22 protein-coding genes and 1 tRNA gene are annotated in these 25,944 nt (G+C 64.2%); 13 read left to right on the forward strand and 10 right to left on the reverse strand.

Annotated elements, in window-relative coordinates; all coding sequences use genetic code 11:
• Positions 1–26 precede the first annotated feature (26 nt).
• From ASE71_RS02345 to ASE71_RS02355, 3 genes are all read left to right on the forward strand, one after another.
• A complete protein-coding gene (locus tag ASE71_RS02345) occupies positions 27–998 on the forward strand; it encodes an aldo/keto reductase (RefSeq protein ID WP_060517683.1) in 972 nt (323 codons plus the stop codon).
• Between the two features lie 122 nt (positions 999–1,120).
• A complete protein-coding gene (locus ASE71_RS02350; RefSeq protein WP_060517681.1) occupies positions 1,121–2,851 on the forward strand; it encodes an adenylate/guanylate cyclase domain-containing protein in 1,731 nt (576 codons plus the stop codon).
• A 58-nt stretch (positions 2,852–2,909) separates the two neighbouring features.
• Complete coding sequence (locus ASE71_RS02355; RefSeq protein WP_060517679.1) at positions 2,910–3,290, forward strand: VOC family protein; 381 nt, start codon at positions 2,910–2,912, stop codon at positions 3,288–3,290.
• A gap of 66 nt (positions 3,291–3,356) precedes the next feature.
• On the opposite strand, the gene ASE71_RS02360 is transcribed toward ASE71_RS02355, so the two are convergent.
• Positions 3,357–3,782 (reverse strand): OsmC family protein, encoded by a 426-nt coding sequence (locus ASE71_RS02360; RefSeq protein WP_034787506.1) that lies wholly within the window; start codon positions 3,780–3,782, stop codon positions 3,357–3,359.
• Positions 3,783–3,955: 173 nt separating this feature from the next.
• Here ASE71_RS02360 and ASE71_RS02365 point away from each other — a divergent pair, with 173 nt between their 5' ends.
• Entirely contained in the window at positions 3,956–4,438 is a 483-nt protein-coding gene (locus ASE71_RS02365; protein WP_060517677.1) for a methyltransferase family protein, read from the forward strand.
• Between the two features lie 211 nt (positions 4,439–4,649).
• On the opposite strand, the gene ASE71_RS35550 is transcribed toward ASE71_RS02365, so the two are convergent.
• Positions 4,650–4,796 carry a hypothetical protein gene (locus ASE71_RS35550; RefSeq protein ID WP_156400696.1) on the reverse strand — a complete coding sequence of 49 codons (147 nt, stop codon included), beginning with the start codon at positions 4,794–4,796 and terminating at the stop codon, positions 4,650–4,652.
• Positions 4,797–5,078: 282 nt separating this feature from the next.
• On the opposite strand from ASE71_RS35550, the gene ASE71_RS02370 reads away from it, so the two are divergent.
• Together ASE71_RS02370 and ASE71_RS02375 are read left to right on the forward strand one after the other, a co-directional pair.
• The gene (locus ASE71_RS02370; RefSeq protein ID WP_034787501.1) at positions 5,079–6,455 is read left to right on the forward strand and encodes a GntP family permease; all 1,377 of its coding nucleotides are present in this window, start codon (positions 5,079–5,081) and stop codon (positions 6,453–6,455) included.
• On the forward strand, positions 6,452–6,961 hold the full coding sequence (locus ASE71_RS02375) for a gluconokinase (RefSeq protein WP_082566287.1): 510 nt from the start codon (positions 6,452–6,454) through the stop codon (positions 6,959–6,961). Before ASE71_RS02370 ends, ASE71_RS02375 begins: the two co-directional genes overlap by 4 nt.
• 136 nt (positions 6,962–7,097) lie before the next feature.
• Here the strand turns inward: ASE71_RS02375 and ASE71_RS35555 are convergent.
• The 7 genes from ASE71_RS35555 to fdnG form a co-directional block, all read right to left on the reverse strand.
• Positions 7,098–7,193: transfer RNA gene (locus ASE71_RS35555), tRNA-Sec, on the reverse strand.
• Positions 7,194–9,098: a selenocysteine-specific translation elongation factor gene (gene selB, locus ASE71_RS02380; protein WP_060517674.1), complete on the reverse strand. Its 1,905-nt coding sequence runs from the start codon at positions 9,096–9,098 to the stop codon at positions 7,194–7,196. It lies immediately after the preceding tRNA gene.
• Positions 9,095–10,471 carry an L-seryl-tRNA(Sec) selenium transferase gene (selA, locus tag ASE71_RS02385; protein WP_060517672.1) on the reverse strand — a complete coding sequence of 459 codons (1,377 nt, stop codon included), beginning with the start codon at positions 10,469–10,471 and terminating at the stop codon, positions 9,095–9,097. Before selA ends, selB begins: the two co-directional genes overlap by 4 nt.
• The gene (gene fdhE, locus ASE71_RS02390; RefSeq protein ID WP_060517670.1) at positions 10,471–11,382 is read right to left on the reverse strand and encodes a formate dehydrogenase accessory protein FdhE; all 912 of its coding nucleotides are present in this window, start codon (positions 11,380–11,382) and stop codon (positions 10,471–10,473) included. The genes selA and fdhE overlap by 1 nt, the downstream gene beginning before the upstream one ends.
• 102 nt (positions 11,383–11,484) lie before the next feature.
• Positions 11,485–12,174 (reverse strand): formate dehydrogenase subunit gamma, encoded by a 690-nt coding sequence (locus ASE71_RS02395; RefSeq protein ID WP_060517668.1) that lies wholly within the window; start codon positions 12,172–12,174, stop codon positions 11,485–11,487.
• The gene (gene fdxH / locus ASE71_RS02400; RefSeq protein ID WP_060517666.1) at positions 12,174–13,160 is read right to left on the reverse strand and encodes a formate dehydrogenase subunit beta; all 987 of its coding nucleotides are present in this window, start codon (positions 13,158–13,160) and stop codon (positions 12,174–12,176) included. The genes ASE71_RS02395 and fdxH overlap by 1 nt, the downstream gene beginning before the upstream one ends.
• Positions 13,157–16,243, reverse strand: coding sequence for a formate dehydrogenase-N subunit alpha (gene fdnG, locus ASE71_RS02405; protein ID WP_082620423.1), 3,087 nt, complete (start codon positions 16,241–16,243; stop codon positions 13,157–13,159). The genes fdxH and fdnG overlap by 4 nt, the downstream gene beginning before the upstream one ends.
• Before the next feature lie 194 nt (positions 16,244–16,437).
• Here fdnG and selD point away from each other — a divergent pair, with 194 nt between their 5' ends.
• Positions 16,438–17,484 (forward strand): selenide, water dikinase SelD, encoded by a 1,047-nt coding sequence (selD, locus tag ASE71_RS02415; protein ID WP_244496840.1) that lies wholly within the window; start codon positions 16,438–16,440, stop codon positions 17,482–17,484.
• 212 nt (positions 17,485–17,696) lie between these two features.
• On the opposite strand, the gene ASE71_RS02420 is transcribed toward selD, so the two are convergent.
• Complete coding sequence (locus ASE71_RS02420) at positions 17,697–19,391, reverse strand: amidohydrolase (RefSeq protein ID WP_200949887.1); 1,695 nt, start codon at positions 19,389–19,391, stop codon at positions 17,697–17,699.
• Positions 19,392–19,812: 421 nt separating this feature from the next.
• Here ASE71_RS02420 and ASE71_RS02425 point away from each other — a divergent pair, with 421 nt between their 5' ends.
• From ASE71_RS02425 to ASE71_RS36670, 6 genes are all read left to right on the forward strand, one after another.
• Positions 19,813–21,057, forward strand: a complete 1,245-nt coding sequence (locus ASE71_RS02425; protein ID WP_043623505.1) for an acyl-CoA dehydrogenase family protein — start codon at positions 19,813–19,815, stop codon at positions 21,055–21,057.
• Between the two features lie 39 nt (positions 21,058–21,096).
• Entirely contained in the window at positions 21,097–21,849 is a 753-nt protein-coding gene (locus ASE71_RS02430) for an electron transfer flavoprotein subunit beta/FixA family protein (RefSeq protein ID WP_060517659.1), read from the forward strand.
• The gene (locus tag ASE71_RS02435) at positions 21,846–22,787 is read left to right on the forward strand and encodes an electron transfer flavoprotein subunit alpha/FixB family protein (protein WP_060517656.1); all 942 of its coding nucleotides are present in this window, start codon (positions 21,846–21,848) and stop codon (positions 22,785–22,787) included. Before ASE71_RS02430 ends, ASE71_RS02435 begins: the two co-directional genes overlap by 4 nt.
• A 39-nt stretch (positions 22,788–22,826) precedes the next feature.
• Positions 22,827–23,843: an AraC family transcriptional regulator gene (locus ASE71_RS02440; RefSeq protein ID WP_060517654.1), complete on the forward strand. Its 1,017-nt coding sequence runs from the start codon at positions 22,827–22,829 to the stop codon at positions 23,841–23,843.
• 109 nt (positions 23,844–23,952) lie between these two features.
• Positions 23,953–25,455 (forward strand): aldehyde dehydrogenase family protein, encoded by a 1,503-nt coding sequence (locus ASE71_RS02445; protein ID WP_082566284.1) that lies wholly within the window; start codon positions 23,953–23,955, stop codon positions 25,453–25,455.
• Positions 25,456–25,611: 156 nt separating this feature from the next.
• Positions 25,612–25,944, forward strand: a 333-nt coding sequence (locus ASE71_RS36670; protein ID WP_244497346.1) for an NAD(P)/FAD-dependent oxidoreductase, incomplete at its 3' end; no start/stop codon positions are given.

Here is a 25,944-nt window from a genome sequence, read left to right on the forward strand (position 1 = left end):
CCTTCCCCAATGCCAGCGAGAGCGCCATGCACTACAGAACCTTCGGCCGTACGGGCCTGCGCATTTCCGAAATCGGTTACGGTGCCTGGGGCATCGGCAAGAGCCATTGGCAGGGCGCGCGCGACGACGAGTCCGCCCGCGCCCTCAACCGCGCGGTCGACCTCGGCCTCAATTTCATCGACACCGCACTCGGCTACGGCCAGGGCCACAGCGAGAAGCTGATCGGCGCCTTGCTGCGCGAGCGGTCGGAGACGATCCATGTCGCCACCAAGATCCCACCGAAGAACATGCAATGGCCGGCGCACGCCGGCACCCCGGCCGAGCAGACCTTCCCGGCCGACCACGTGATCGCCTGCACCGAGACGAGCCTGCGCAATCTCGGCGTCGAGACGATCGACGTGCAGCAGTTCCATGTGTGGTCGGACGAGTGGGTAGGCCGCGGCGACTGGCTGGAGGCTATCGAGCGGCTGAAGCGCGACGGCAAGATCCGCTTCTTCGGCGTTTCGATCAACGACTACGAGCCGGACAATGCGCTCCGGCTGATCGAGACCGGCGTCGTCGACAGCGTGCAGGTGATCTACAACATCTTCGAGCAGGCGCCGGAAGAAAAACTGCTGCCCGCGTGCCTGAAGCACAATGTCGGCGTCATCGTCCGCGTGGCGCTCGACGAAGGTGGTCTGACCGGCCAGATTCGCGCCGATACCGTCTTTCCCGAGGGTGACTTCCGGGAAACCTACTTCCGGGGCGAGCGCAAGCGCGAGGTCGAGGAACGAACGCAGAAGATCGTCGAGGATCTGGAAATCAAGCCCGACGCACTGGCCGAGACGGCGCTGCGCTTCGTTCTCAGCCACCCGGCCGTATCGACGGTCATTCCCGGCATGCGTTCGGTGCGCAACGTCGAGCGCAACTGCGCCATCGGCGACGGTGCCGGCCTGCCGGATGCACAGCGGGCGAAACTGACCGCCCACCGCTGGCGGCGCAACTTCTATCGGGATTGAAGCCGCCGTTTCGCCGCCTGTCATCGACGCTCCCAGGGATCTGTCGGCTGCGTGGCCGCGTCTTCAGTGCCTCGCCCGTCCGGATATGCTATCCATAGGGGTGCTGGAGCCTGGGGGCGCCGATGGAACAAAAGCTCTCCGTCATCATGGCCGCGGACGTGGTCGGCTATAGTCGGCTGATGGAGCTCGACGAGAAGGGCACGCTTGCGACCCTCATGGCTCATCGGCAGGAGCTGTGGGACGTCGCGGTCGCCGCGCATCACGGGCGCATCGTCAAGCTCATCGGTGATGGCATGCTGATGGAGTTTCGTGCCGTGGAAGACGCAGTTCGATGCGCGGTCGAGATCCAGCGGGGAATGCAGACGAGGAACGCGGGTACGCAGCGGGATCGCCGGATCGAATTTCGCATCGGGATCAATCTCGGCGATATCCTGTTTGAAGACGGCGACGTTTATGGTGACGGCGTCAACGTGGCGGCTCGCATCGAGAGCTTCGCCAAGCCGGGTGGCATATCCGTCTCCGCCTCGGTTCACGATACGCTGGGCGGTCGTCTGGATATCCGCTTCGAAGACACGGGCGCGCAGGCGTTGAAGAACATCGGCCGCCCCGTCCACATCTACAATATCGTCATCGACGACGGCGGATCGGAGGGGGTGGCGCTGATGGCGCCACCGACACAGGAGGTACGGGAAAATCCCTCCGTCAAGTCGAGCCGGACGCTTCTCTATGTGTCGCGCTTTGCGAATTTGAGCGGCAATCCCGATGAGGAATATTTCGCGGCCGGCATCACGCAGGACGTCGTCGCGGCATTGTCGCGGTTCTCCGGTTTGAACGTGATCGTTCGGTTGCCGCGTCCCGAGCCGCAACCTCAGGCACGCACAACCTACTACACGCTCGAAGGCAGCGTCAGGCGCGCTGCCGACCGGGTCAGGGTCAATGCCAGTCTGACCAATGCCACTGGCGAACACATCTGGGCGGAGAAATACGATTTCGACCTTGTCGACATGTTCGATGTCCAGGACGAGTTGTCCCGTTCCATTCCGGCTGCCTTGAATGTCAAAATCGAAGAGGCCGAACGATACCGGATTCTCGCCGAGCCGCTCAAAGGATCAAGCGCCTACGATTTCTATCTGCGTGGCCGGCACATTGAAAAAAGCCTGAAACCGGATGAGGTCAGGCGGGCAAAGGAGATGTTCCTGGCCGCGGTCGACGCTGATCCAGCCTACGCCCGCGGATATCTCGGGCTGGCCTGGCTGGATATACGCAAACTGAAATGGAACGAGCGTGCCGACATGGAAGCGACGCTTGCCAGTGCCTTCGCATCGGCAAGCAAGGCTTTGGAGCTCAGTCCCTGTGACGCCGATGTTCACTGGGCGCTCGGCGTCGTCCATTTGTGGAGGGGAGAGGCAGAACGCGCCATCGGTTGTTACGAGCGTGGGCGCGAACTGGCGCCGAACAATTGCGATCTTCTTGCGGAATATTGCGATGCCCTGGGGTATCTCGGTCTGTTGGAGGACGCGATCAGGATCGGGGAACTGGCCTTGCGGCTGAACCCCAGTCGTCCGGACTGGTATTTCTGGAACATCGCGGCTGCCAGGTATCTCTCCGGCCAGTACACCGAAGCGTTGGCTCTGCTGGGGAAGATGGCCGATCTTGGTTCGGCCTACCGTTTGCTGGCGGCGACCTACGCGCAACTCGGGCGCCTTGAGGATGCACGTCGCGCCGCGGCGGAACTCCTGAAACTCAATCCGGAATTCTCGATCGAGCGATACGGTTCCCGTGCACCCTACCGGGATAAGGCCTTGCTTGCGCGTTACGTTGAAGGATTGCGGCTGGCCGGACTGCCGGAGTGAGTTCGGAACGGCGTGAGGGAGCCGCATCGGCCGGCCGGGTTTACTTGGAGGAAAAGCAATGTCGGAAACAGTCAATGTCCGCTACATGGTCGACGACGTCGAGGCGGCGATCGCCTGGTACACGACCCACCTCGGCTTTTCGCTTCTGTCGAGCTATGCACCGGCTTTCGCAGATGTGCAGCGCGGTGCGCTGCGGCTGCTGCTGAGCGGACCGACGAGTTCGGCCGGCCGGCCGATGCCGGACGGCGAGAAGCCGGGGCCGGGCGGCTGGAACCGCATCCATCTCCTCGTCGATGACCTCAACGCCGAAGTGGAGCGGCTGCGCCGTGCCGGCGTCATGTTCCGCAATGACATCGTCACCGGTCCCGGAGGGGCGCAGATCCTTTTGATCGATCCCTCCGGAAATGTTGTTGAGCTGTTTCAGCCCGCGCGACGATAGCGACCCGCGCGCCCGCGGGTCGTCGATGCGCTCGCACCGCTGGGGATGCGAGCGCCAGGTCGGCTCTCAGCCGGCGCTGGTGTCGACCACTTCGAAATCGTGGGTGATCGTCGCGGTCTTGGCGAGCATGGCCGAGGCCGAGCAGTATTTCTCGATCGAGAGCGAAACGGCGCGCTCGACCTTGTTGACCGCAAGTCCGCGTCCCTTGACGATGAAGTGCATGTGGATGCGGGTAAAGACGCGCGGTTCCGTATCGGCGCGGTCGGCGTCGAGTTCGACGACGCAGTCTTCCACCGGCTCGCGGCCCTTCTCCAGAATGTGCACGACGTCATAGGCCGAGCAGCCACCGGTGCCGATCAGCACCAGTTCCATCGGGCTCGGTCCCGGGGTGCGCCCCTCTTCGCCGAAGGCGGTTCCCAATACGACTTTGTGGCCGCTACCAGACTCTCCGACGAAGGTCCGGTCTTCCACCCATTTGACGCGTGCTTTCATGTGTCTCGTCCTGTTGTAGCCATGGCATGATCACGGACCCAGACAGAGCCGATGATCCTCCGTTCACATAGCGTCTTGGAGGGTTTTCGCAAATGGCCCGCGTCCTCTAAAATGGCAGCCAGCGCCATCGGTGCGGGAACGGACGGCGCGGAAACCAGACCAAAGGTGTTTTGATGAACGAGACGACGGGAAATGCGCCTGACCGTTCCGGCGCCGTGATCCATCCGCCGATCGCCTGGGTGATGTCGGTGGGCGGTGGCCTCGTGCTCGACCGGCTCTACCCGTTGCCGTTCGTGCCCGCGACCGTGCCGGACGCCCTCGTCGGCGGCATCATTTTTCTCGCCGGTCTCGCGCTTTTGATCTGGGCGGCGGTGAGCTTCAGGCGTGCGGGAACCGAAATCCAGATCCATCGCCCGACATCGGCGATTGTCGAAGCCGGTCCCTACCGCTTCACCCGCAACCCGATCTATACTGGCATGTTTCTCGGCCTGATCGGCTTTTCCATCATCTTCGACAGCCTGTGGCTGCTGATCCTGCTGGTGCCCTTCTACTTCGTCATCCACTATGGCGTCGTGGCGCGCGAGGAGGCCTATCTTGAGCGCAAGTTCGGCGACGTCTATCGGGTCTACAAGGCGCGCGTCAGGCGCTGGCTCTGATTGCACAAATCGGCATGCTCCGCGGCGATGAAACGGGTCCGGACGCCTCGTCGCAGCACTCGCGATTTCGGGTGGATGAGTCGGCAGGCCCTCGATTGATCATAGCCGAGGCGGCTGCGGGTGTGCCTAGGGGGTATTGCCGGGATGGACTTGAACGAGCGTCCATCCCGCTGGAACACGGAAGGTGGTCTTTCGTGCAAAAGGTCGGGCCTTATCTCGGCGCCACGATCCCGTGATAGTAGTCGCCGTCACCAGCTTCATAATCGGCGGCGTAGCCGCCACCGCCACCGCCGCCGCCGCCGGTCTGGGAGCATCCGGCGAGGGCGAGAACCATTGCCAACAGGATTGTAGCGCGCATTTATTCTACCTTTCAGTTGAATGATCACGACAGAGGCTGCCGAGTTGCTGCCATACCTAACACGCGCGGTGGAGTATGATCGAGCGCGTGTGGCGATGTGTGCCTATGGCAATGCGCCGCGCCTCAAGCGCGCGATCGCCTGTCGAAGGCGATCGTTAGCGCCAGGCCACAAGCCCTTCTTCATACGGCCGTATCTCCTGTGCCCACCTCTTTCAGGTAGGTTGCTGTGAAGGGCCATAGACTATATGGCCCTTGACCTCACTTCCGGAACAAGGAGGACACATGACTTCGATCGAACCCGCCTACGGAACCGCGACGCTCCTGCTGATCGCGGCGGCAGCCGTTGGCCTGCTTCTTTTTCTTATCCTCCGGTTGCGCCTGCATGCCTTCGTCGCTCTGGTTTTGGTCAGCCTCTTGACGGCGCTGGTGACCGGCATCTCCTTCGCGGACGTGGTCCCGACCCTCCTGCAGGGCTTTGGCTCGACGCTTGCCTCGGTGGCGCTGCTCGTCGGTTTTGGCGCGATGATCGGGCGGATGCTGGAGGTCTCCGGTGGCGCGCAGGTGCTCGCGGATCGGCTGATCGGCCAGTTCGGACCTGAGCGCGCGCCTCTCGCGCTCGGCGTCGCCTCGCTGCTGTTCGGCTTTCCGATCTTCTTCGACGCCGGCCTCGTGGTCATGCTGCCGATCATTTTCAGCGTCGCAAGCCGCTTCGGCGGCTCGGTTCTGCTTTATGCGCTGCCTTCGGCAGGCGCCTTTGCGGTCATGCACGCATTCCTCCCGCCCCATCCAGGCCCGGTGGCCGCCAGCGAATTGCTGGGGGCGGATATCGGCCTGCTCGTGCTCGTCGGCCTCGTCGTGGCGCTGCCCACATGGTATCTCGGCGGCTATCTCTTCGGCCTATGGGCAGGCAAACGCTTCGAACTGCCGGTGCCAACCCTTCTCGGGTCGCCGAACGAGGCGGCGCACGACGAAGTGCCCCCGTCTTTCGGCACGGTGATGCTGGTGCTGCTGCTGCCGCTCGTGCTGATCTTCCTCAATACCGGCCTATCGACGCTGGCCGCCGCCAAGATGATCGACGGCGGCGCATTGTGGGTCAGCATCCTGCGCATGGCCGGGCAGACGCCCGTCGCCCTGCTGATCACTGTGCTCGTCGGCATGTGGGTCCTCAGCGGCGAGCGTACGCTCAAGGACATGGAAAAGCTGATGGACGGGGCGCTAGGCCCGATCTGCGGCATCATTCTCGTTACCGGAGCCGGCGGCATGTTCGGCGGCGTGCTGCGAGCAAGCGGCATCGGCCAGGCGCTCGCCGGCAGCCTCGAGGCGATCGGCATGCCGCTGATCGTCGCCGCCTTCCTCATCTCCACGGCCCTGCGTGTGGCGCAGGGGTCGGCGACCGTGGCACTGACGACGACGGCGGGCCTTCTCGCTCCAACGGTCGCGGCAACGACGGGGCTTAGCCCCTTCGACCTGTGCTTCCTTGTGATCGCCATCGCTTGCGGCGCGACGGTGCTGAGCCATGTGAACGATTCCGGCTTCTGGCTCGTCGGCCGCTTCCTTCAGATGGATGAGCGGACGACGCTCAAGACCTGGACGGTAATGGAAACCCTGCTCGGGGTGATTGGTTTCGCCTTCGCGCTTGTGGGATGGTGGCTGCTATGAGTGAGGACCTTCAGCATATCGTGGTGATGGGCGTATCCGGCAGCGGGAAGACCACTGTCGGCGAGGCGCTGGCCGCAAAGCTCGGCTGGCGTTTTGTCGAGGGCGACAGCTTTCACCCGCCGGAGAACGTCGCCAAGATGTCCGCGGGCATTCCGCTCGACGACAATGACCGTGAACCCTGGCTGCGGGCGCTGGCCGCAGAAATTGCCAAGGACGAGGCGGCTGGCAGCCCTTCGGTGGTCGGGTGCTCGGCCCTGAAACGGTCCTATCGCGACATCCTGCGCACGGGCGCGCCGCGCGTCTGCTTCGTGCATGTGCACGGCGACCGCACCGTGCTGGCCGACCGGCTCTCGCATCGGGCGGGACACTTCTTCCCTGCTTCCCTGCTCGACACTCAGCTTGCGACCCTCGAGCCGCTCGGTCCGGACGAGGATGGCGTCGTCGTCGACGTGGCTCTTCCAACAGCTGAGCAGGTCGATCTTGCCATCCAGGGGCTGGGCAACTAGCCCAGCCGCGCTTGCGCTTCTCACATCGGGGGACAGTCGCTGTACGGCGGGGACGGGGCGTGCAATCGCGCATTGAAGGCGAAGCGACCCCTGAACGTCCGCGCATCCCGCAGCCTGAGCTCCAATGCGTGAGCGCTGGCGGAGGGGAGTGGGGGTCGAACCCACCCGGGACAGGCTCGCTGCCCCAACCGGATTTGAAGTCCGGCCGTCCCACCGGAGACGATTCCCTTCCTCAGCGCGCAAACAGGTCGCTGCGATGGGGATTTATGCGACGCAGATCTCCCCTGCGCAAGGTCAGGCCGAGCCGGTCATAGAAATCGAGGACCTCGATGGCGACCTTGCGGCCGTTGTGGACCCGGTCGCGAAAGCTGGGCGCGGTGAACCAGCCGTCTTCCGCCTGTGCCGCCACATCGAGCACGATGGCCGCCATCTCCTCAACGACCGCGCGGGCGAAAAAATGGTCGTGCGCGATCTCGTGGGTCTGCCCGAGCCTCTGGGCGAGCTTCAGCACGCGCCGTATGTCGCGCTCGTCGGCATTGAGAAGGGCCGCGAAATCGCGCACACGCGGTGGCCGGAAGCGGCTATCGTCGACGAGGTGCGGATGGATCCGCTGCCACAGGTCCTCGTCCGCCGGCGACAGCCGAACCTCGTGGCCCGGCAGGCGCAGGAAGGCGCCGTCAAGCACGATTCGACCTGCCGCGGCTTCGTCTCGGAGGAACGCGAGGAAGCTTGTCGTCGGCAGGCGCGGTTTGAGCAGGAGCCGCAACCGTTCGCGACCGATCCCGGCAAGCTCCGGGTTTTCTGCGTGGAAGGCTGTGAGTGTGTCAGTCAGGTTCGCCCGCAATCCGTCCGCTGCTGCGGACGAGAGCGCGTGGTCGCCGATGGCCCTCGCCCCGGCGGCAATCAGCAGCCCGGAAAGCGTGTCCTCGCCCAGGCCACGGTCGCGCAGGAAGGCCGCAAGCTCGATCGGTGCTAGGTCGGATAGGGCGGAAAGGGTCGCTGCCGGGTCCTCGTTGCCAGAAGCGGTAAGGAAGGCCAGGCGCTCCGGCGTGCCACGCTTTCGCGCCGGCGGGCGCAGATCGAGAAAACGGCCACCGCCGATGGTCCGGATGGCCGAGGTGTCGCGCAGGATGAAGCGGTCGCCGATGGTCGCGGCGATGGGGCGGTCGAGGACCAGTTGCACGAGGCCTTGTGTCCCGGGATCGAGCGGGCCGGCAAGAGGCACGATCCGCACACCGACCTCTGTCGCATGGGTGTGCAAGCGTGCGGGAAACCAGGTGCCGATCGGCTTGGCCTCCGAGGCAAGCACGCGGACCTCCGCGTCGATCCGGTCCGTCGGTGCATGCAGTGCCGGGGCGAGGACCACGTCGCCGCGCCGGATCGCGTCCTTCGTCACCCGTTCGCCGGCGATATTCAGCGCGCAGCGTTGGCCGGCAAGCCCCTCCGCTGCTTTCCGGTTCTGCGCATGGATCCCGCGTATACGGGCGGTCAGGCCGGACGGGCTGACCGTGACGCTATCGTCGAGCTTCGCACGGCCGCCGAGCACCATGCCGGTCACGACCGTGCCGGCGCCCGCAAGCGTGAAACTGCGATCGACGGCAAAGCGCAGCAGGCCGGCATCGTTGCGTGCGGCGGTTTCCGCTTCGGCGGCGGCGAGCCCCGCGCGTAGGACCTCGATGCCTTCGCCGGTAAGGGCGGAGACGGCAAGGATGGGCGCGTTTTCCAGACCGATGCCGGCGAGGGCGGTCTGGATCTCCGCGGTTACCTCCGCGCGCCGCTCAGGCCCGGCCAGATCGGCCTTGGTGAGCGCAACGAAACCTCTGGTGATGCCGAGCAGGTCGAGGATCGCGAGATGCTCGCGCGTCTGCGGCATGACGCCGTCGTCGGCTGCGACCACCAGCAGCGCGAAATCGATACCGCCAGCGCCGGCAAGCATCGTATGGATCAGCCGCTCGTGACCCGGCACGTCAACGAAGCCGGTGACCGTCCCGCCGCCGAGGTCGGCATAGGCAAAACCGAGGTCGATGGTGATGCCGCGGGCTTTTTCCTCGGCAAGGCGGTCGGCGTCCGTGCCGGTCAGGGCCTTCACCAACGCCGTCTTGCCGTGGTCGATATGCCCTGCCGTCCCGACGATCATAGTGCTGCCAGGGCCGCGATGAGCATCTCGTCGCTTTCCAGGCAACGCAGATCGAGGACCAGCGCGCCATCACGGATATGGCCGACGACCGGGATGGGCAGGGCGCGAAGCCGTGCGGAAAGCCGTTCCGGCGCGTCGCCGCCGCTGCCTGTCAGCCGCAGGCCGGCGCTCGGGATCGTATCGACCGGCAAGGCGCCGGAGCCGACCTGGCTCTGGCACGCGCAAGCTGCTGCCGAATAGCTGTGCGGCTTGAGCAGCGCATCGATTGCCGGAGCGAGACGGGCCGCCTGTGCGCCGATGTCGGCCTCCGGTCGGGAAAGAAAGCGCAGCGTCGGCAGCCGCTCCTTCAGCCGATCGGGATCGCGATAGAGCTTCAGTGTCGCTTCGAGCGCGGCGATGCGGATCTTGTCGAGACGAACGGCGCGTTTGAGCGGATTGCGGTTGATGGCGGCGATGAGATCGCGCCGACCGACTGCGAAGCCCGCCTGGGGGCCGCCGAGCAACTTGTCGCCCGAAAACGTGACGAGATCCGCGCCTTCGGCGACGGCTTCCGCCACCGTGGGCTCGCGTCGCAATCCGAAGATGGAGAGATCGATGAGTGAGCCCGAGCCGAGGTCGTTCAAGAGCGGCACACCGGCCTTGCGGGCAATCTCGGCCAGTCTTGGCGCCGGCACCTCGGCGGTAAACCCTTCGATCCGGTAGTTGGAGGTATGGACCTTGAGGATGACGCCGGTCTCAGGCCCGATCGCGCCCTCATAGTCACGCGGATGGGTGCGGTTGGTGGTGCCGACCTCCACCAGCCTGGCGCCGGCGCGGGCCATGATGTCGGGCATGCGGAAGGCGCCGCCGATTTCGATCAGTTCGCCGCGCGAGACGATCGCCTCGCGTCCGTCGGCCAGGGTATTGAGCGCAATCAGCACGGCGGCGGCATTGTTGTTGACGATTGTGGCGTCCTCGGCGCCGGTCAGTTCGCAGAGCAGGCCACGCAGATGATCGTCGCGCTGACCACGCCCGCCGCCGTCAAGGTCGAACTCCAGCGCCAGCGGGTTGGCCATCGCGGCGGTTGCGGCGCTGACGGCTTCTTCGGCCAGGATGGCGCGGCCGAGATTGGTGTGCAGCACGGTGCCCGTGAGGTTGATGAGCGGGCGAAGGGCGGAGCGGGCGGCAGCCGCCAGCTCCTCGGCGATGCGGCGCGGCAGGTCGGCCGCAAGCGTTGCCCCATCGTCGCCCGCACGGATTTTTTCCCGCGCGATCTCAAGCCCGGCGCGGACGGCGGTGACGACGGCGAGACGGCCATGTTCTTCCGTCAGCGCCAATCCCTCTGGCGAGGTCAGCATCTGGTCGACCGAGGGAAGCACGCGAAAATCCTGCATCAATACCCCGCGAGATAGGGGTTGAAGCCACCGCGACGAAACTCGGTCTCCTTCATCAGGATATCGAGGCCAAGGCTGCCGACGTCGTCGGCGATCGGCTCCAGGCTCGGGTTTTTCACCTGGTAGAAGATCTTGACCCAGGCATGGCATTCCCGACAGGTCTCAGCCTTTACCGTCGCCTCCGAGGTCTCGACCGAACGATAGCTGATGCCCTTGGTCGAACCGCAACAGAGGCACTTCACCCGCACCTCGTTCCATTGCGTGGCGCAGCAGGCGCAGGCGGCATAGCGCACGTTCTCGACGCCCTGCGTACCCACGACCGACGACGTCGCCGGCCGGCCGCCGCAGGCGGGACAGACGCCGAGGCTGACAGGGACGAGCGCTTCCGCATCGAGCGTCGCGGCGAGCCGCGCCATGTGCACCTGCACCGCGGCCGCGACGAAGAGATGGGGAGCGGCGCTGTCTTCCGGAACCCGATCCGATAGGATGTTGGCGAGCAACCAGTGCCGGTCGCCGTCCTCTGCTGCGCGTACCGCATCGAGCGCCAGGCGGGCGGGGTCGGGCATGGCGAGATCGGCAGCGCCTTCGAGAAGCGCGTCGAGGGTTGCGGAAAGGCCGAGGTCATCGACAAGCGCCATTCGGTCGAACGGCGGCATGGCGGCGCGTGCGGCCTCGGCGAGGCGCGCCGATGTGGGCGCCGCGACGGGCGGAAGGGTCACGACCAAGCGAGCCTGGAGTTTGGAGAGCGCCGCGAGGAAGGTGAGATAAGGCGCAAGCGCGTTGCTTTCGGCGAGAAACGCGAAGCGGCGCGCGCGTGTCTGGAACAGTTTGACCGGCTCGGGCAGGAAAGCCAGCGGCGGATTCGGCACGCCGCCGATGAGGGAGGGATCGGGTTGTATGTCTTCTGCCATCGCATCTCCGGCAATCCGGCCGCAAGGCCCGATCAAGCAGCATTCACGGTGCTACAGCGACCTTTGCGCGCCTGACAGGACGCGCGGCGCTGTAGGAGACCTTCATTTTGACGGGTCGGAGCCCTGGCGTCCAGCCAGTTCGCGCAGCCATTTGCGATGATGCCGAAAGGCCCAGCCGCCGGTGACGGTGCCGCGCGTCATGGCCCTTATCGTGCCGCGCGTCCAGATTGCCGCATAGACATGGACGATGAAGATCAGGATCGTGAAAAGCGCCGCCAGCGAATGCACCGCCACCGCGATGCGGCGAACTGGGATGGAAACGAGGTCCGGGAAGTACTGCTCCCAGATCATGATGCCGGTCGTCACGAGCACGACGATCAGACCGGACATGCCCCAGAAGACCATCTTCTGGCCGGCATTGTATTTTCCGAGTTCGGGCAGGTTCTCTTCGCTGCCCTGGAGTAGATCGCCGAACTTGCGGCTCCATTCCACATCCTCGTGCCGCGGCAGATTGAGCTTCCACATCTGCGCAAACAGGAGGAGGAAGCTTGCGACGAGGATAAGTCCGACGATCGGATGCAGCCACCGCGTCATCTGGCCGCCGCCGAAGAGGCCGGTCAGGAAAAACAGCGACGGGTGGAAGAAGGAAAGTCCGGAGATCAGAAGCACGATCATGCAGGCGGCGGTGACCCAATGGTTGAGACGGGTATAACCACGATAGCGATTGACGGTGACCGGATGCTTCGTCTCGATCCTGTCGCCGGGGGCCGAATAGATACGTTTGTCAGCCATCACGCCTCCCTGCCGCCTTGCGGGCGGTTGCGATCCTCGACGAGTTCCTCCGCCTCGCCTTCCTCATGGGCGGTCACCTCGTTCGGCCGGGCGAAGATGCCGTGCAGCACGGCGCCGGCGGCGGCAAGTCCGGCAACGGCGAGGCCAACGGTTTTGGCCGGACCCTTCCAGCCGCGCACCACCGGCGAAATCTGCGGATCCTCCGGCAGCCCGGAATAGAGCGACGGTTGATCGGCATGGTGCAGCACATACATCACATGCGTTCCGCCGACGCCTTGCGGGTCATAGAGGCCGGCATGATCGTAGCCGCGCGACTTCAGGTCCTCGACGCGCTCGTTGGCAAGCGTGACCATGTCTTCCTTCGTGCCGAAGGAAATCGCCTTGGTCGGGCAGGCCTTGGCGCAGGCCGGTCCTTGTCCAACCGCCACGCGGTCCGAGCAAAGCGTGCATTTCTTCGACACATGCGCGGTCTTCGAGATACGCGGAATGTTGAAGGGACAGCCGGCGATGCAATAGCCGCAGCCGATGCAGTTGTCGGAGATGAAATCGACGATGCCGTTGGAATATTGCACGATGGCGCCCGGTGCCGGGCAAGCCTTGAGACAGCCGGGATCGGCGCAGTGCATGCAGCCGTCCTTGCGGATCAACCACTCGAACTCGTTGGTAACCGGGTTCTCGTATTCAGTGAACCGCATCAGCGTGAACATATCAGCCGTCAGGTCATGCGGGTTCTCGTAGACGCCGACATTTTCCTCCAGGTCCGGATGGGTGTCGTTCCATTCGATGCAGGCGGACTGGCAGGCCTTGCAGCCGATGCATTTCGACACGTCGATCAGCTTGGCGACCGGGGTCAGCTGTCGTTCGGGTGCCGGCACGTTGCTTGTTGCCGAAGCCTTGACGACGTCGCTCGGCAACAGGTTCGACGCCAGCGGTTGCAGCGGCGGGTTGGCGGCGGCCGTTACCGGTTCCGGTGCGCGTTCGCTCATGCCGAAGCTCCTTCTTCCGCCGCCGGTTCGATGTTTACCAGGAAGGCCTTGAACTCCGGCGTGTCGATATTGGCGTCGCCGACGAAGGGAGTGAGGCTGTTCGGGCCGAAGCCCTTGCGGGCCGCACCCATGAAGCCCCAGTGCAAGGGAATGCCGACCACATGGACCGGCTTGCCGTTGCAGATCAGCGGACGAATTCGCTTCGTCACCACTGCCTTCGCCCAGACCTCGCCACGTGCGCTCCACACGCGCACCCGCCCGCCCTTGGTGATGCCGCGTTCAGCCGCCAGCTCCTCGCTGATCTCCACGAAGAATTCCGGCTGCAGCACGGCGTTGACCCGGCTGTGCTTGGTCCAGAAGTGGAAATGCTCGGTGAGGCGGTAAGATGTGGCAACGAAGGGGAAGTCGGTGCTCGTGCCCAGCTGCTGCAGGTCGCCGGGGAAGATGCGCGCGACGGGATTGCCGCGAAGTTTGGCGTTGAACGGATTTTCGACCGGGCTTTCGAACGGCTCCATATGTGTTGGGAACGGCCCGTCCCGCATCAGCTTGCGGGCAAAGAGGCGGGCGGTGCCCTCCGGCGTCATGATGAACGGCATCACCGCCTCGGGCTTTGCCGTCACCGCTATGTCGGGCACGTCGAAGCCGGCCCAACGCTCGCCGTTCCATTCGATCAGTTTACGCGCCGGATCCCAGGGTTTGCCCTGGAGATCGCAGGACGCGCGATTGTAGAGGATGCGGCGATTGGCCGGCCAGGCGAAGGTCCATTTGAGGAAGGTGCCGACATCGCCCGGATCGCTGTTGTCGCGCCGGGCCATCATGTTGCCTTCTTCCGTCCAGGAGCCGGCATAGATCCAGCAGCCCGACATGGTGGAACCGTCGTCACGCATCACGCCGAAGTTCGGCAGGAGCTTGCCCGCCTCGACCAGCACCTTCGTCGGATCGGTCGGGTCATAGAGCGTCTGCAGCGCCCGTCCGTTCATCTCCTGGGCAAGCTCAGCCGGTTCCGGCTCGTAAGGGTCCTTGTAATCCCAGGCAAGGTTCAGGATCGGCTCGGGACAGACCCCGCCTTCCTTGCGGTAGAGTTCACGCACCCGCAGGAAGATGTTGGCCATGATCCAGGTGTCGTGCTTGGCGTCACCAGGCGGTGTCGCCCCCGGCCAGTGCCATTGCAGCCAGCGGCCCGAATTGACAGTGGCGCCCTCGTCCTCGGCAAAGCAGGTCGCCGGGAGTTGCAAGACCTCCGTCATGATCTTGGCGGAGTCCACCTGGTTGTAGATACCGTGGTTTTCCCAGAAATGCGCCGTCTCGGTCTGCAGCGGATCGATGGTCACGAGCAGTTTCAGCTTCGACAGACCCTCGGTCAGCTTCGCCCGATTGGGGAAGGACAGAAGCGGGTTGAAGCCCTGGCAGAAGTAGAGGTTCACTTCGCCGCGGCTCATCATGTCGAACATCCTGAGGATGTCGTAGTAGGGGACATCGAGCTTCGGCAACCAGTCGAAGCCCCAGTCGTTTTCCTTCGTGGCAGCGCTGCCCCACATGGCCTTCAGGAAACTGACCATGAATTTGGGGGTGTTCTGCCAATAGCTTGTCTGGCCGGGAACGAGCGGCTTGTTGCCACGCGTCGACATGTAGGTGGTGTAGTCCGTCTCCTTTTCCGTCGCGAGGTTCATGTAACCCGGCAGGGAGTTGGAAAGCAGGCCGATGTCGGTCAATCCCTGGATGTTGGAGTGACCGCGCAGCGCGTTGACGCCACCGCCCGGCAGGCCGACATTGCCAAGGATGAGCTGCAGCATCGCCATGCCGCGGATGTTCTGGGCGCCTTTCGAATGCTGCGTCCAGCCGAGCGCATAGAGCGAGGTCATCACCTTGTCGCGCGCCGACGTCGCGCCGATCATCTCGCAGATCTTCAGATAGCGATCCTTGGGCGTGCCGCAGATATTTTCCACGAATTCCGGTGTGTAGACTGCGACATGCTCTTTCAGGAGGTTCCAGACACAGCGCGGGTCGGTGAGAGTCGGATCGGTTTTGACCGTTCCGTCCTCGTTGAGCTGGTAGTCCCAGGCGGTACGATCGTAGTCGCGCTTCTCCTCGTCATAGCCGGTGAAGAGACCATCGGCCCAGCCGAACTCCGGGTTCACCAGGTAGGTGGCGTTGGTATAGTTCTTGACGTAGTCCCACTGCACCTTGTCGTTCTCGATGCAGTAGCGGATCGCGCCCATCAGGAAGGCGATGTCGGAGCCGGGGCGGATCGGCGCATAGACATCGGCGACCGAGGCCGTGCGGTTGAAGCGCGGATCGACCACGATCAGCCGGGCGCCGCGATGATGCTTGGCTTCCGTCACCCATTTGAAGCCGCAGGGATGAGCTTCGGCCGCGTTGCCACCCATGACGATGACGAGGTCGGTGTTCTTGATGTCGGTCCAGGCGTTCGTCATTGCGCCGCGGCCAAATGTTGGAGCCAAACTGGCTACCGTGGGGCCGTGTCAGACGCGTGCCTGGTTGTCGAAGCCGACAACTCCCATAGACCGGACGGTCTTGTAGGTCAGCCATCCCGTCTCGTTGGTTCCGCCCGACGCCGCAAGGAAGCCCATCGTCGTCCAGCGGTTGACGGTCACGCCGGCCGCGTTCTTCTCGATGAAGTTCTTGTCGCGGTCGTCCTTGATCGCCCGGGCGATCTTGTCGAAGGCATCTTCCCAGGAGATGTCCTGCCAGGTGTCGGCGCCCGGAGCGCGGTGACGCGGCTTCGTGGCGCGGGTCTCAGACTTCACGAAGTCCTTGAGCGCCGCGCCCTTGGGACAGAGCGTCCCGCGGTTGGTCGGATGATCGGCATCGCCCTCGATATGGATGAGCTCCGCCTTCTCGCCGGCGGAAAGATCACCCTTCGAATACATCAGGATGCCGCAGGCGACCGAACAGTAAGTGCAGACGTTGCGGGTCTCGGTGGTGCTTGCGAGTTTGAAGGCACGCACATGGGCGGCTGTTGCGGCCTCGGCCGCTCCGAAGCCCATGGCGCCGATCGTGGTGGCCGCGGCTCCTGCGCCAGCGAGCTTCAGGAAACTGCGGCGGGAAAGATCGATGTTCATTGGAGGTCATCCTCTTCCATGCGTATCGGTCTTACCGGGATGGTCGAACCTCAAGGCCCTGGTGTCAAGAAGGAATTGAATGGCATTTGCCCCGAAAAGTCATGGTCTTGCCCGGGATCATCGGTCATGATCGCGAGCTGCGACAGGGCCGCCTTTGACGCAACCGTATGAAGGGAGTTCCAACCGTGAGCAGTATTTCCGCTTCTGCCGAACCGCGCCTGACCTCGCTTGCCCATGGCGGCGGCTGCGGCTGCAAGATCGCCCCGGGCGTGCTTCAGGACATTTTGCGCGGACGGGTACAACTGCCGGTCCCGCCGGAACTTCTGGTCGGCATTGAGACCTCGGACGATGCAGCGGTCTATCGCCTAAACGATCACCAGGCGGTGGTCGCCACCACGGACTTCTTCATGCCTGTTGTCGACGACCCCCACGATTTCGGCCGGATCGCCGCGACGAATGCCATCAGCGACATCTACGCCATGGGCGGAACGCCGATCTTCGCACTGGCGCTGGTCGGCATGCCGGTCAACGTGCTCTCTACGGAAACCATTGGCGCCATCCTCGACGGCGGGGCGGCGGCCTGTCGGGCGGCCGGCATTCCGATCGCCGGCGGCCACACGATCGATTCCGTCGAGCCGATCTACGGTCTCGTCGCGATCGGGCTCGTCGATCCGGCCCATCTCAAGCGCAACAGCGGAGCCGAGCCGGGTGACGTGCTGATCCTCGGCAAGCCGCTCGGCGTCGGCATCTTTTCCGCGGCGTTGAAAAAGGGCGCGCTCGATGAAGCCGGCTATATCAGGATGATCGAAAGCACCACGCGCCTCAACACGGCCGGACCCGATCTCGCGCGGCTTTCCGGCGTGCATGCCATGACGGACGTGACGGGTTTTGGCCTTGCCGGCCACGCGCTCGAAATGGCGCGCGGGTCGAACTGCCAGGTCCGGGTCGACTGGTCCGCCGTTCCCGTTCTGGAAGGTGCTTTCGATCTGGCTGCCGCCGGTTTTGTCACCGGCGCCTCCGGGCGGAACTGGGCAAGCTATGGGCAGGACGTGGCCTTTGCCCGCGAGATGGGCGCGATCGACAAGGCGCTGCTTTGCGATCCACAAACGAGCGGCGGCTTGCTCGTCGCCTGTGACCGGTCGTCCGCGCAGGCGGTGCTCGACCTGTTCGACAAGCACGGTTTCGGCGCGGCGGTGATCGGGGAAACTGTGGCCGGGCCGGCGGGATTGGTGATCGCGTAGCCTTTGGCGCTTACCCGGCCCTGCCGAGCTTGGCTGCGTCTCTCTAAGCCAAATCTCGCGTCGACCAGAGTGGTCGCAACGTCTTTCGTCGGGACGGGTTGGTCCCGGCGATGATCGGTGTATTGCGGCCGGGCTGTGTCGGCCGGAACAAGATGGATGCGGAGGCACGATCTCGCCACGCCGTGACGGTTGGGGTGCGCTTCTGACCCCGGCTATTGCTCGGCAGACCGGAGCGCGCCGGCATCGTACACGACCTTGCCGCCAAGCAGGGTCAATACCGATCGGATGGTATCGATCTCGTCGACCGGCATCGTCATGTAGGGCTTGTCGAGCACTGCGAGATCGGCGCGCTTGCCGGCGGAAAGCGTGCCGCGATCCTCCTCGGCAAAGGCGATCCATGCTGCGTTTCGCGTGTAAAGCCGCAGCGCCTCTTCGCGCGTGAGCAACTGGTCGCTCGCCTTCTGCACCGTGCCTCCAAGCGAACGCCCCGTCAGGTGGTACTCTATCGCCTGCCAGACGCCGGCGACGCCGATGCGTGTGGAGTCGGTGCCGCCGGCGACAAGCAACCCCTTGTCGATGGCAAGGCGCGTCGGTGGTGAAACGGCTGCGACAGCCGTGCCATTGGCGTCTGCGATGGCCGCCCCCTCGAAATAGGGACCCATCTGGACGGTGTAGGCGAGACCCATCTTTTGCATCCGGTCGAGGGTCCGTTCCGATCCGGTGTTGAGGTGGGCGATCGACCACCGGAGGTCGTTGAGCGGGTGCGTCTTGTGCACCTCTTCGAAAACGTCGAGGATGGCGCTCGCGGCGTCATCGGTATAGGCGTGGATCTCGACGGGGATACGCCGTTCCGCAGCGAACTGCGCGACTTTCAAGAGTTCGTCGCGCGCTTCCTTTGGCGGAGCGAAACCCGGCCCCATCTGCACGCCGTCGTTCATCGCAAAGACCAGGGATTCGCCAAGACCCAGGAAGCTCAGCGTGCCGTCGTCGTGGACGGCGGGACGGAACGACATGATTTCGCGGAACCATTCGACTTCTTTGCCGGGATGGGCCGCCGGAATGCGGTAGCCGGCCCTCAGTGTCAGGCCGCCTTCGTCCCTGAGCGCGAAGAACGGTTCATAGCCGACGGCCGGCCCTGCGGAAGGGTCGATGAAGCCGGTGACGCCGACCGCGTTCAGATGCGAAAAGAAGACCTTCAGGTTCGCCTTGCGCTCGTTCTTGCCGATTGCACTGAGTTGTCCGAAGAGCACGTTGAACGAGCCGATGTTGCCGAAGAGCCTGCCCGTTGCGCGGCTTTCTTCGTTGCGCTCGATCGTGATGCCGGGCGGCAGCTTCGGCGCAGCACTGTCGAGAGCAAGCAGCTCGATCCCCTTGGTGTTCACGAGCGCGTAGTCGTAGAGATACTGCACATAGGCCGGCGTCTGCGGGAGGGTCTTGTCGAGGTCGGCGACGTCAGGCGCTCGGCGCTCGGCGAACTGGTCCGGATGCCAGGAGCCGACGACCGCGACCCACTGGTCCCTGGCACGATCCCGCGCCGCAGTCTTCAAGGCTTCAAGCGCGCTCGCAAGGCTCGTTTCGTCATGCCAGTAGGTCTCGAACGGATAAGTCTGGCCGCCGCGGATCGCGTGGATATGCGTATCGACAAGGCCGGGAATGACCGTGCGGCCGCCAAGGTCCAGGACCTCCGTATCAGGTCGCACCAGCTTCTCGATGTCCTCGTCGCTGCCGACCGCCACGATGCGGCCATCGGAAATGGCAAGCGCTTCCGCCGCCGGTCGAGCCTCGTCCATGGTGACGATCGTCCCGTTTCTGAGCACGAGGTCGGCACTATCGTTTGCCAAGGACGATTGCGTGAAAACGGCAAGCTGCGCCGCGGCGAGGCAGAAGGTCGAAAACCGGCGGATCAAGGCACTCTCCTCAACAGGATCGGTGAAACCAAACTGGCGGAGGGCGCGGGTGGTTCGCGTTGCTTTCTCCGGCAGGTGCGGCGTCGGATGGTGGCCGAGCCGTCTTCGCCACGCCTGAGATAGCGGGCCTAAAAAAGATACGGACGCTAGAAACCGGCGGTAGGCGCCGAAATCGAGCCACAGCGTCTTAAAAATAGGACAAGGATTTCGGCGATTGCCGATCCAGACTGCGATCGCAGGTGGAGCCGGCGAGGCGAAGGCCGGTGATCACTTGCTTCCGATGGCGCGCAGAAAGTCCACGCCGAATTGGACGATAGTCCACCAAAAGAGCACAGTTGGACCTCATCTCCACCGGAACGGCGAGCTACCAATCTGTCGGCAGGATGAGGAACCCGCCAGATCAGAACCAAGGGAGCGAGAAATGATCCACGCCGATGACGGCTCACTGTCCCAGGAACAGCGAATGATGCGCGACAGCTGCCGCGCCTTCGTCGACGACGCGGTGACGCCTTTCATTCGATCGAACTGGCAGCGCGAATGGGACATGAGCCCGGGTGAGCGGCTGCCGCGCTCGATCCTGGAGGGCGCCGAAACGATCGGCGTCCGCACGCTCGGCGTGCCGGAAGCCTATGGCGGCGTCGACCTGGAGCGCGAGACGGAGGTTAGAACCTTCGCGCTGATCTCCGAAGAAATCGCTCGTGGCGACTCCGGCCTTGCCGACAAGCTGGTGCAGAACTGGAAGGTCTCGATCCTCCTGCGCGAATTCGCGCCAAAGCACCTGCAGGACAAGTGGTTTCCGCGCCTTCTGGCGGACCCGCAGTTCCTGCTGGCCCATTGCCTTACCGAGCCGCGCGGCGCTTCGGACCGCTGGCTACCCTACAACGTGCCCGAGGCGGCGATGCACACGAAGGCCGTGCTCAAGGACGGGCACTGGGTGATCAACGGCCGCAAACAGTTCATCTCGAACGGCTTCGATGCGAGCCTCTACGTCGTCTATGCCAATACGGACTCCTCCGTCGGCATGCTGCAGGGAACCTCGAGTTTCCTCGTGCCGCGCGACACGCCGGGCCTGACGGTGACGAAATGCAACGAGACCATGGGCTGCCGTTTCATGAACAACGGCGAGCTGGTGTTCGAAGACTGCCGGGTGCCGGCGGATCACCTTCTCGTCCAGAACACAGCCCTTGGCAGCGCCGGGCAGTATTTCCGCGCCGGCAAGATCATCCAGGCGGCCAAGAACCTCGGCGTCGGCGTCGCCTGCTTCGAGCGCACGGCCGACTACGTCCAGAACTACGTGCAGGGCGGGCGTATTCTCATCAAGCACCAGGCGGTGGCGCTCAGGCTCGCCGACATGGCGACCCGGATCGAGGCGGTGCGCGCGCTGATCGAGCGGGCGTCGAGGGCCGTCGACGAGGGCCATCCGGACATGGATGTTCTCTGCAACATGGCCAAGGTCTACGCCTCGGAGGAGATCATGAAGGTCGCGACCCACGCGCTGGAACTGCATGGCGGCAACGGCGCAATGCTGGAGTTCGGCATCGAGAAGCTGTTCCGCGACGCCGCGATCTTCCTGCACATGGACGCGACCGTCGATGTCAGCCGGATGAAGATCATCAAGACCATGTTCCCGGCAACCGCCGGCAAATACGCAGGCCCCGAAAACTAGGACCTGTCGGAGGAGTTGGCGGGCAAGGGAGGACGAAGGATGAAGATATTGGTCGCGGTGAAGCGCGTTGTCGATCCGAACGTGAAGGTGCGGCTACGGGCGGATGGCAGCGGTCTCGACCTTGCCGCCGCCAAGATGACGATGAACCCGTTCGACGAGATCGCTGTCGAAGAGGCGGTCCGTCTCAGGGAGGCGGGCATCGCCTCCGAGGTGGTCGTCGTTTCCGTCGGTCCCGAAAAGGCGACGGAGACATTACGCACTGCACTGGCGATGGGGGCCGATCGCGGCCTCCTCGTCCGGACGGAGGCGACGACCGAACCGCTGGCGGTCGCCAAAGCGCTGAGCGCCGTCGCCGGCGAAGAACAGCCGGCCCTGATCCTTCTTGGGAAGCAGGCCGTCGACGATGATTGCAATCAGACCGGACAGATGCTGGCCGCAAAACTCGGTTGGCCGCAGGCGACCTTTGCCTCGCAGCTCACCGTCAATGGCGATCGCGCCACTGTCATTCGCGAGGTCGACGGCGGATCGCAGACGCTCGCGCTCGCCCTGCCGGCAATCGTCACGGCGGATCTGCGCCTGAACGAGCCGCGCTACGCGTCGCTGCCGAACATCATGAAGGCCAAGAAGAAGCCGCTGGAGGAAAGGCAACCTTCGGACTACGGCCTGGTCATCGAGGAGCGCCTGGAAGTCGTCCGCCTCGAAGAGCCGCCGACAAGGGCCGCCGGCATCAAGGTGAAATCGGTGGCGGAGCTTGTCGAACGGTTGAAAACGGAAGCGGGAGTGCTGGCATGAGCGTGCTTGTCTTGGCCGAACACGGCAATGCGCAACTGGACGAGGCAACGGCAAGGGCGGTCAGCGCCGCGCTTTGCCTCGGCAACGACGTTCACGTGCTCGTCGCGGGCAAGGGGTGTCACGACGCAGCCCTTGCTGCCGCCCGTCTCGACGGCATCTACAGGGTCCTGGTCGCGGATGGGGAAAGCCTTGCTAACCAACTTGCCGAGCCGCTCGCCGACTTGATCGTCGCCTTGTCGGAAAACTACGATGCCATCGTCGCGGCATCCACCTCGACCGGCAAGAACGTGATGCCGCGCGTCGCGGCACTGCTCGACATCATGCAGATCTCGGACGTGATCGCGATCGATGGTCCTGACCTGTTTCGCCGTCCGATCTACGCCGGCAACATCGTTCAGACGGTGCGCTCGAAAGACCCGAAGCGCGTTCTGACGATCCGGGCGTCGGCATTCCGGCCCGTGGGTCAGGGAAAGGCGAAGCCAATCGAGGTAGTCGACGTTGCGCCGGGCTCCTGCCGTTCGACATTCGTCGCCAATGCTTTCGCGGTTTCGGAGCGGCCCGAACTGACCTCGGCGCGCATCGTTGTGTCCGGCGGGCGCGGTATGGGCTCGGCAGACAATTTCGAGACGGTGCTTGCGCCGCTCGCCGACACGCTGGGGGCGGCATTGGGTGCGAGCCGCGCGGCCGTTGACGCCGGCTATGTCTCGAACGACCTTCAGGTCGGCCAGACCGGCAAGATCGTCGCTCCCGACCTCTACATCGCCTGCGGCATTTCCGGCGCGATTCAGCATCTGGCGGGCATGAAGGATTCGAAGGTGATCGTCGCGATCAACAAAGACGCGGAGGCACCGATCTTCCAGGTTGCCGATTATGGTCTCGTCGCCGATCTCTTCGAGGCGGTTCCCGAGTTGAAAGGGACGCTCGCAAGCGCGACTTGAGCAGGTGGCATCGGCACTGAGGCAAACGGGGAGGACGAGATGGCAAGGACAGATGGGCAGCCGGGCGGCGATCCGGATCAGGACGTGGACGACACCCTGTCGGCGCCCTTTCGTTCCTACGCGCTCGAACGGGCCGATGCGCCTCGCTTCCATATTCGTCTGGTCGAAAAGACACAAAGGCTCTATCCGGCGCACAAGCACGACTACTTCCAGATCGTCTATTTCATGACCGAAGCGCCGACGGCGCGCGTCGGCCTCAGATCCTACAAGCCGCAGCCGGGCTCGGTTTATTTCATCGCGCCGATGACCCCGCATCAGATGCGCTTCAGCAGCGCGTCGCGGTCCGTCGTGATCTACTTCGATCTCGATTTCCTCCGGCCGGGCATCACGCGCTCTTATCCGATACAGGAACTGGTGCGCATTGCCCCCGAACTCACGCCCTTTGCCTGGCAGGGGCACATCGACTTTAACCTGGACGAAGCCCAGGCGGCGCGCGTCGAGGAGGCCTGCCGGGTGATGATCCTTGAGCATGCCGAGGATCGGATCTGCACCGGGGAGATCATTCGCGCCGAGCTGACGCTGATGCTTGGCAGGATCTGCCGGGCCTATGAGGATCGTTTCGACGAGTTGTCACCGGTTCTGCCGGCGATCGGCCGGGACAGCGGACATATGCGCCGGATCTCAGATTTCATCGCGGAGAATTACCTGCGCTCGCCGACCCTCGATCAGGCGGCCGCCTACGCCAGGCTCTCCCGCAGCCGCCTCTGCGCGCTGTTGCGGCAGCATACGGGCACCAGCTTCAACGCGCTCATCCGCGAGATGCGCATCGATGACGCGCGCGAACGCCTGGTGCTGACCGACGAGCCGATCGGCCAGATCGCCTATGCCGTCGGTTACAACGACGAGAAGTATTTCCTGCGAGCGTTTCGAAAGTCGGTCGGAATGACGCCGACGGCCTATCGGGTGAAACGGTTGAGCGACCTCGCCGTACCCGCGACGACGCGGCGCGGTCTCGGCGCGCAGGCCCCGGGCCTGATGCCAAGGAGCAGGAGCTAGCGGATCACACGAAACCAGCCGGACAACGGGATTGTCCGACGGACAGAGAAAAGCCTGACCGGGATGCGGTCCGGCATGTGCGGTTGATTGCAACATGGGAGGAGTAGCAATGCTTAAGAATGTCGAGGATCAGGCGCGGGCGCCGCTCCGGATGTCCGGCCTGTTCGTGGGTGGGGAATTTCTGGACGACGGCAGCGCCACCACGTTCAGCGTCGAGGAGCCGGCAACCGGGGCGACGATCGCGCATGTGACCAATGCATCGGAGGCCGACGTCGACCAGGCAGTCAGAAGCGCCCGCGGCGCCTTCCAGGCCTGGCGCGACCGTTCCCCGCGCGAGCGCGGCCAGATCCTGCGCGAAGTCGCCGCCCATATTCGCAAGCATGTGGACGAACTTGCCGAGATCGAGGCGCGCGAAGTGGGCAAGCCACGTCGCGATGCGCTCCGCTTCGACGTGTCGTTCTGCCATGCCTGCTTCGACTACTTCGGCGGTCTCGCCGACACGATCCACGGCGAGATCCTCGATCAGGGACCGATCGAGGCGCGCATCAACTACGAGCCCTATGGCGTAGTGGCCGCGATTCTGCCTTTCAACTGGCCGCCGATCCACTTTTCCAAGAAGTGCGCGCCGGCGCTCGCCGCCGGCAACACCGTCGTCATCAAGCCCGGCGAGCAGGCGCCGTTGACGGTGTTGCGCCTCGTCGAACTCGCCAATGAGATCCTGCCGCCGGGCGTTCTCAACGCGGTCGCCGGCATGGTCTCCGGCCCGGCACTTGCCGCCCATCCGCTGGTCGAGCGCATCACCTTCACGGGATCGACGATGACGGGCCGGCGCGTGCTGCAGTCGGCCGCGCAGAACCTCGCCTATGCCACGATGGAGCTTGGCGGAAAGAACGCGCTGATCGTGCTTCCCGATGCCGATCTCGACGTCGCGATCAACGTTGCGCTCGAAGGCATGTTCTACAATCAGGGAGAGGCCTGCACATCGACATCGCGCATCCTCGTGCACGATAGCCTCCATGACCGGTTCCTGGAGCGGTTCGCGCGGGCGACCGAGAAGCTGGTCGTCGGCGACGGACTTGATCCGGCGACCGACATCGGCGCCATGGTCGATGCCAAGCACCGCGACAAGGTTCTGTCCTATCTCGATATCGCGCTGAAGGAGGGAGCCCGTCTGGTCATCCAGGGCAAGCTGCCGACCGACGAGAGATTGAAGGACGGCTACTGGGTCGCGCCGACGGTTCTTGCAGATGTCACGCCCGACATGACCCCGGCGCGCGAAGAGATGTTCGGTCCGATCGCCAGCATCATGCGGTTTTCGACCGAGGAAGAGGCGATCCGTATCGCCAATGACAGCGAATATGGTCTGACGGCGGCGATCTGCACGACCGACGAGGCCCATGCCGGCAAGATCGCAGCCAAGCTCGAAGCGGGCATGATCTTCGTCAACAACTACATGCGCCGCGCCTTCCTCGGCTCGCCCTTCGGCGGCCAGAAGGGAAGCGGCTTCGGTCGGGAAAATGCGGCGGAAACGCTGCGCGAGTTCACGCGCTCAAAGAACGTCCGGTTTCCGTCGGGCCGGGGGAGCATCCCGACCTGGCCACCGAAGGACTGAGTTCTTCCTGAACCAGATCTATTGAACCGAACCTCCAGCACGGTGACGATGCCCCGTCTTCGGCTCGTCGCCGTGCGAACTTCTAGCGGTCCTCGGCGAGGACGGCCGTCGCGTTCCGCGCGGCTCGCCTCAGTAGGGCCGCCAATTGATAGGCGCATGCAGATGGTTGAACGCGAGAGCATGGAGTTCGACGTTGTGATCGTGGGTGCGGGGCCGGCCGGTCTTGCCGCGGCGATCCGGTTGAAGCAGGTCAATCCGGAGCTTTCGGTTGTAGTGCTCGAAAAGGGCGCCGAAGTCGGTGCGCATATTCTCTCGGGTGCCGTCGTCGATCCCATCGGCATCGACCGCTTGCTGCCGGACTGGCGCGCCGACGCCGACCATCCGTTCAAGACCGAGGTGACGGACGATCATTTCCTGTTCTTGGGACCCGCCGGCTCGATCCGCCTGCCGAACTTCCTGATGCCGCCGCTGATGAACAATCACGGCAAC

The organism is Ensifer sp. Root954 (assembly GCF_001429005.1).
Lineage (GTDB): Bacteria > Pseudomonadota > Alphaproteobacteria > Rhizobiales > Rhizobiaceae > Ensifer > Ensifer adhaerens.

Excerpts from the sequence above, each read along its gene's own strand:
- ASE71_RS02345 (WP_060517683.1), top strand. The coding sequence starts at position 27 with ATGCACTACAGAACCTTCGGCCGTACGGGCCTGCGCATTTCCGAAATC.
- ASE71_RS02350 (WP_060517681.1), top strand. The coding sequence starts at position 1,121 with ATGGAACAAAAGCTCTCCGTCATCATGGCCGCGGACGTGGTCGGCTAT.
- ASE71_RS02355 (WP_060517679.1), top strand. The coding sequence starts at position 2,910 with ATGTCGGAAACAGTCAATGTCCGCTACATGGTCGACGACGTCGAGGCG.
- ASE71_RS02360 (WP_034787506.1), bottom strand. The coding sequence starts at position 3,782 with ATGAAAGCACGCGTCAAATGGGTGGAAGACCGGACCTTCGTCGGAGAG.
- ASE71_RS02365 (WP_060517677.1), top strand. The coding sequence starts at position 3,956 with ATGAACGAGACGACGGGAAATGCGCCTGACCGTTCCGGCGCCGTGATC.
- ASE71_RS35550 (WP_156400696.1), bottom strand. The coding sequence starts at position 4,796 with ATGCGCGCTACAATCCTGTTGGCAATGGTTCTCGCCCTCGCCGGATGC.
- ASE71_RS02370 (WP_034787501.1), top strand. The coding sequence starts at position 5,079 with ATGACTTCGATCGAACCCGCCTACGGAACCGCGACGCTCCTGCTGATC.
- ASE71_RS02375 (WP_082566287.1), top strand. The coding sequence starts at position 6,452 with ATGAGTGAGGACCTTCAGCATATCGTGGTGATGGGCGTATCCGGCAGC.
- selB (WP_060517674.1), bottom strand. The coding sequence starts at position 9,098 with ATGATCGTCGGGACGGCAGGGCATATCGACCACGGCAAGACGGCGTTG.
- selA (WP_060517672.1), bottom strand. The coding sequence starts at position 10,471 with ATGCAGGATTTTCGCGTGCTTCCCTCGGTCGACCAGATGCTGACCTCG.
- fdhE (WP_060517670.1), bottom strand. The coding sequence starts at position 11,382 with ATGGCAGAAGACATACAACCCGATCCCTCCCTCATCGGCGGCGTGCCG.
- ASE71_RS02395 (WP_060517668.1), bottom strand. The coding sequence starts at position 12,174 with ATGGCTGACAAACGTATCTATTCGGCCCCCGGCGACAGGATCGAGACG.
- fdxH (WP_060517666.1), bottom strand. The coding sequence starts at position 13,160 with ATGAGCGAACGCGCACCGGAACCGGTAACGGCCGCCGCCAACCCGCCG.
- ASE71_RS02425 (WP_043623505.1), top strand. The coding sequence starts at position 19,813 with ATGATCCACGCCGATGACGGCTCACTGTCCCAGGAACAGCGAATGATG.
- ASE71_RS02430 (WP_060517659.1), top strand. The coding sequence starts at position 21,097 with ATGAAGATATTGGTCGCGGTGAAGCGCGTTGTCGATCCGAACGTGAAG.
- ASE71_RS02435 (WP_060517656.1), top strand. The coding sequence starts at position 21,846 with ATGAGCGTGCTTGTCTTGGCCGAACACGGCAATGCGCAACTGGACGAG.
- ASE71_RS02440 (WP_060517654.1), top strand. The coding sequence starts at position 22,827 with ATGGCAAGGACAGATGGGCAGCCGGGCGGCGATCCGGATCAGGACGTG.
- ASE71_RS02445 (WP_082566284.1), top strand. The coding sequence starts at position 23,953 with ATGCTTAAGAATGTCGAGGATCAGGCGCGGGCGCCGCTCCGGATGTCC.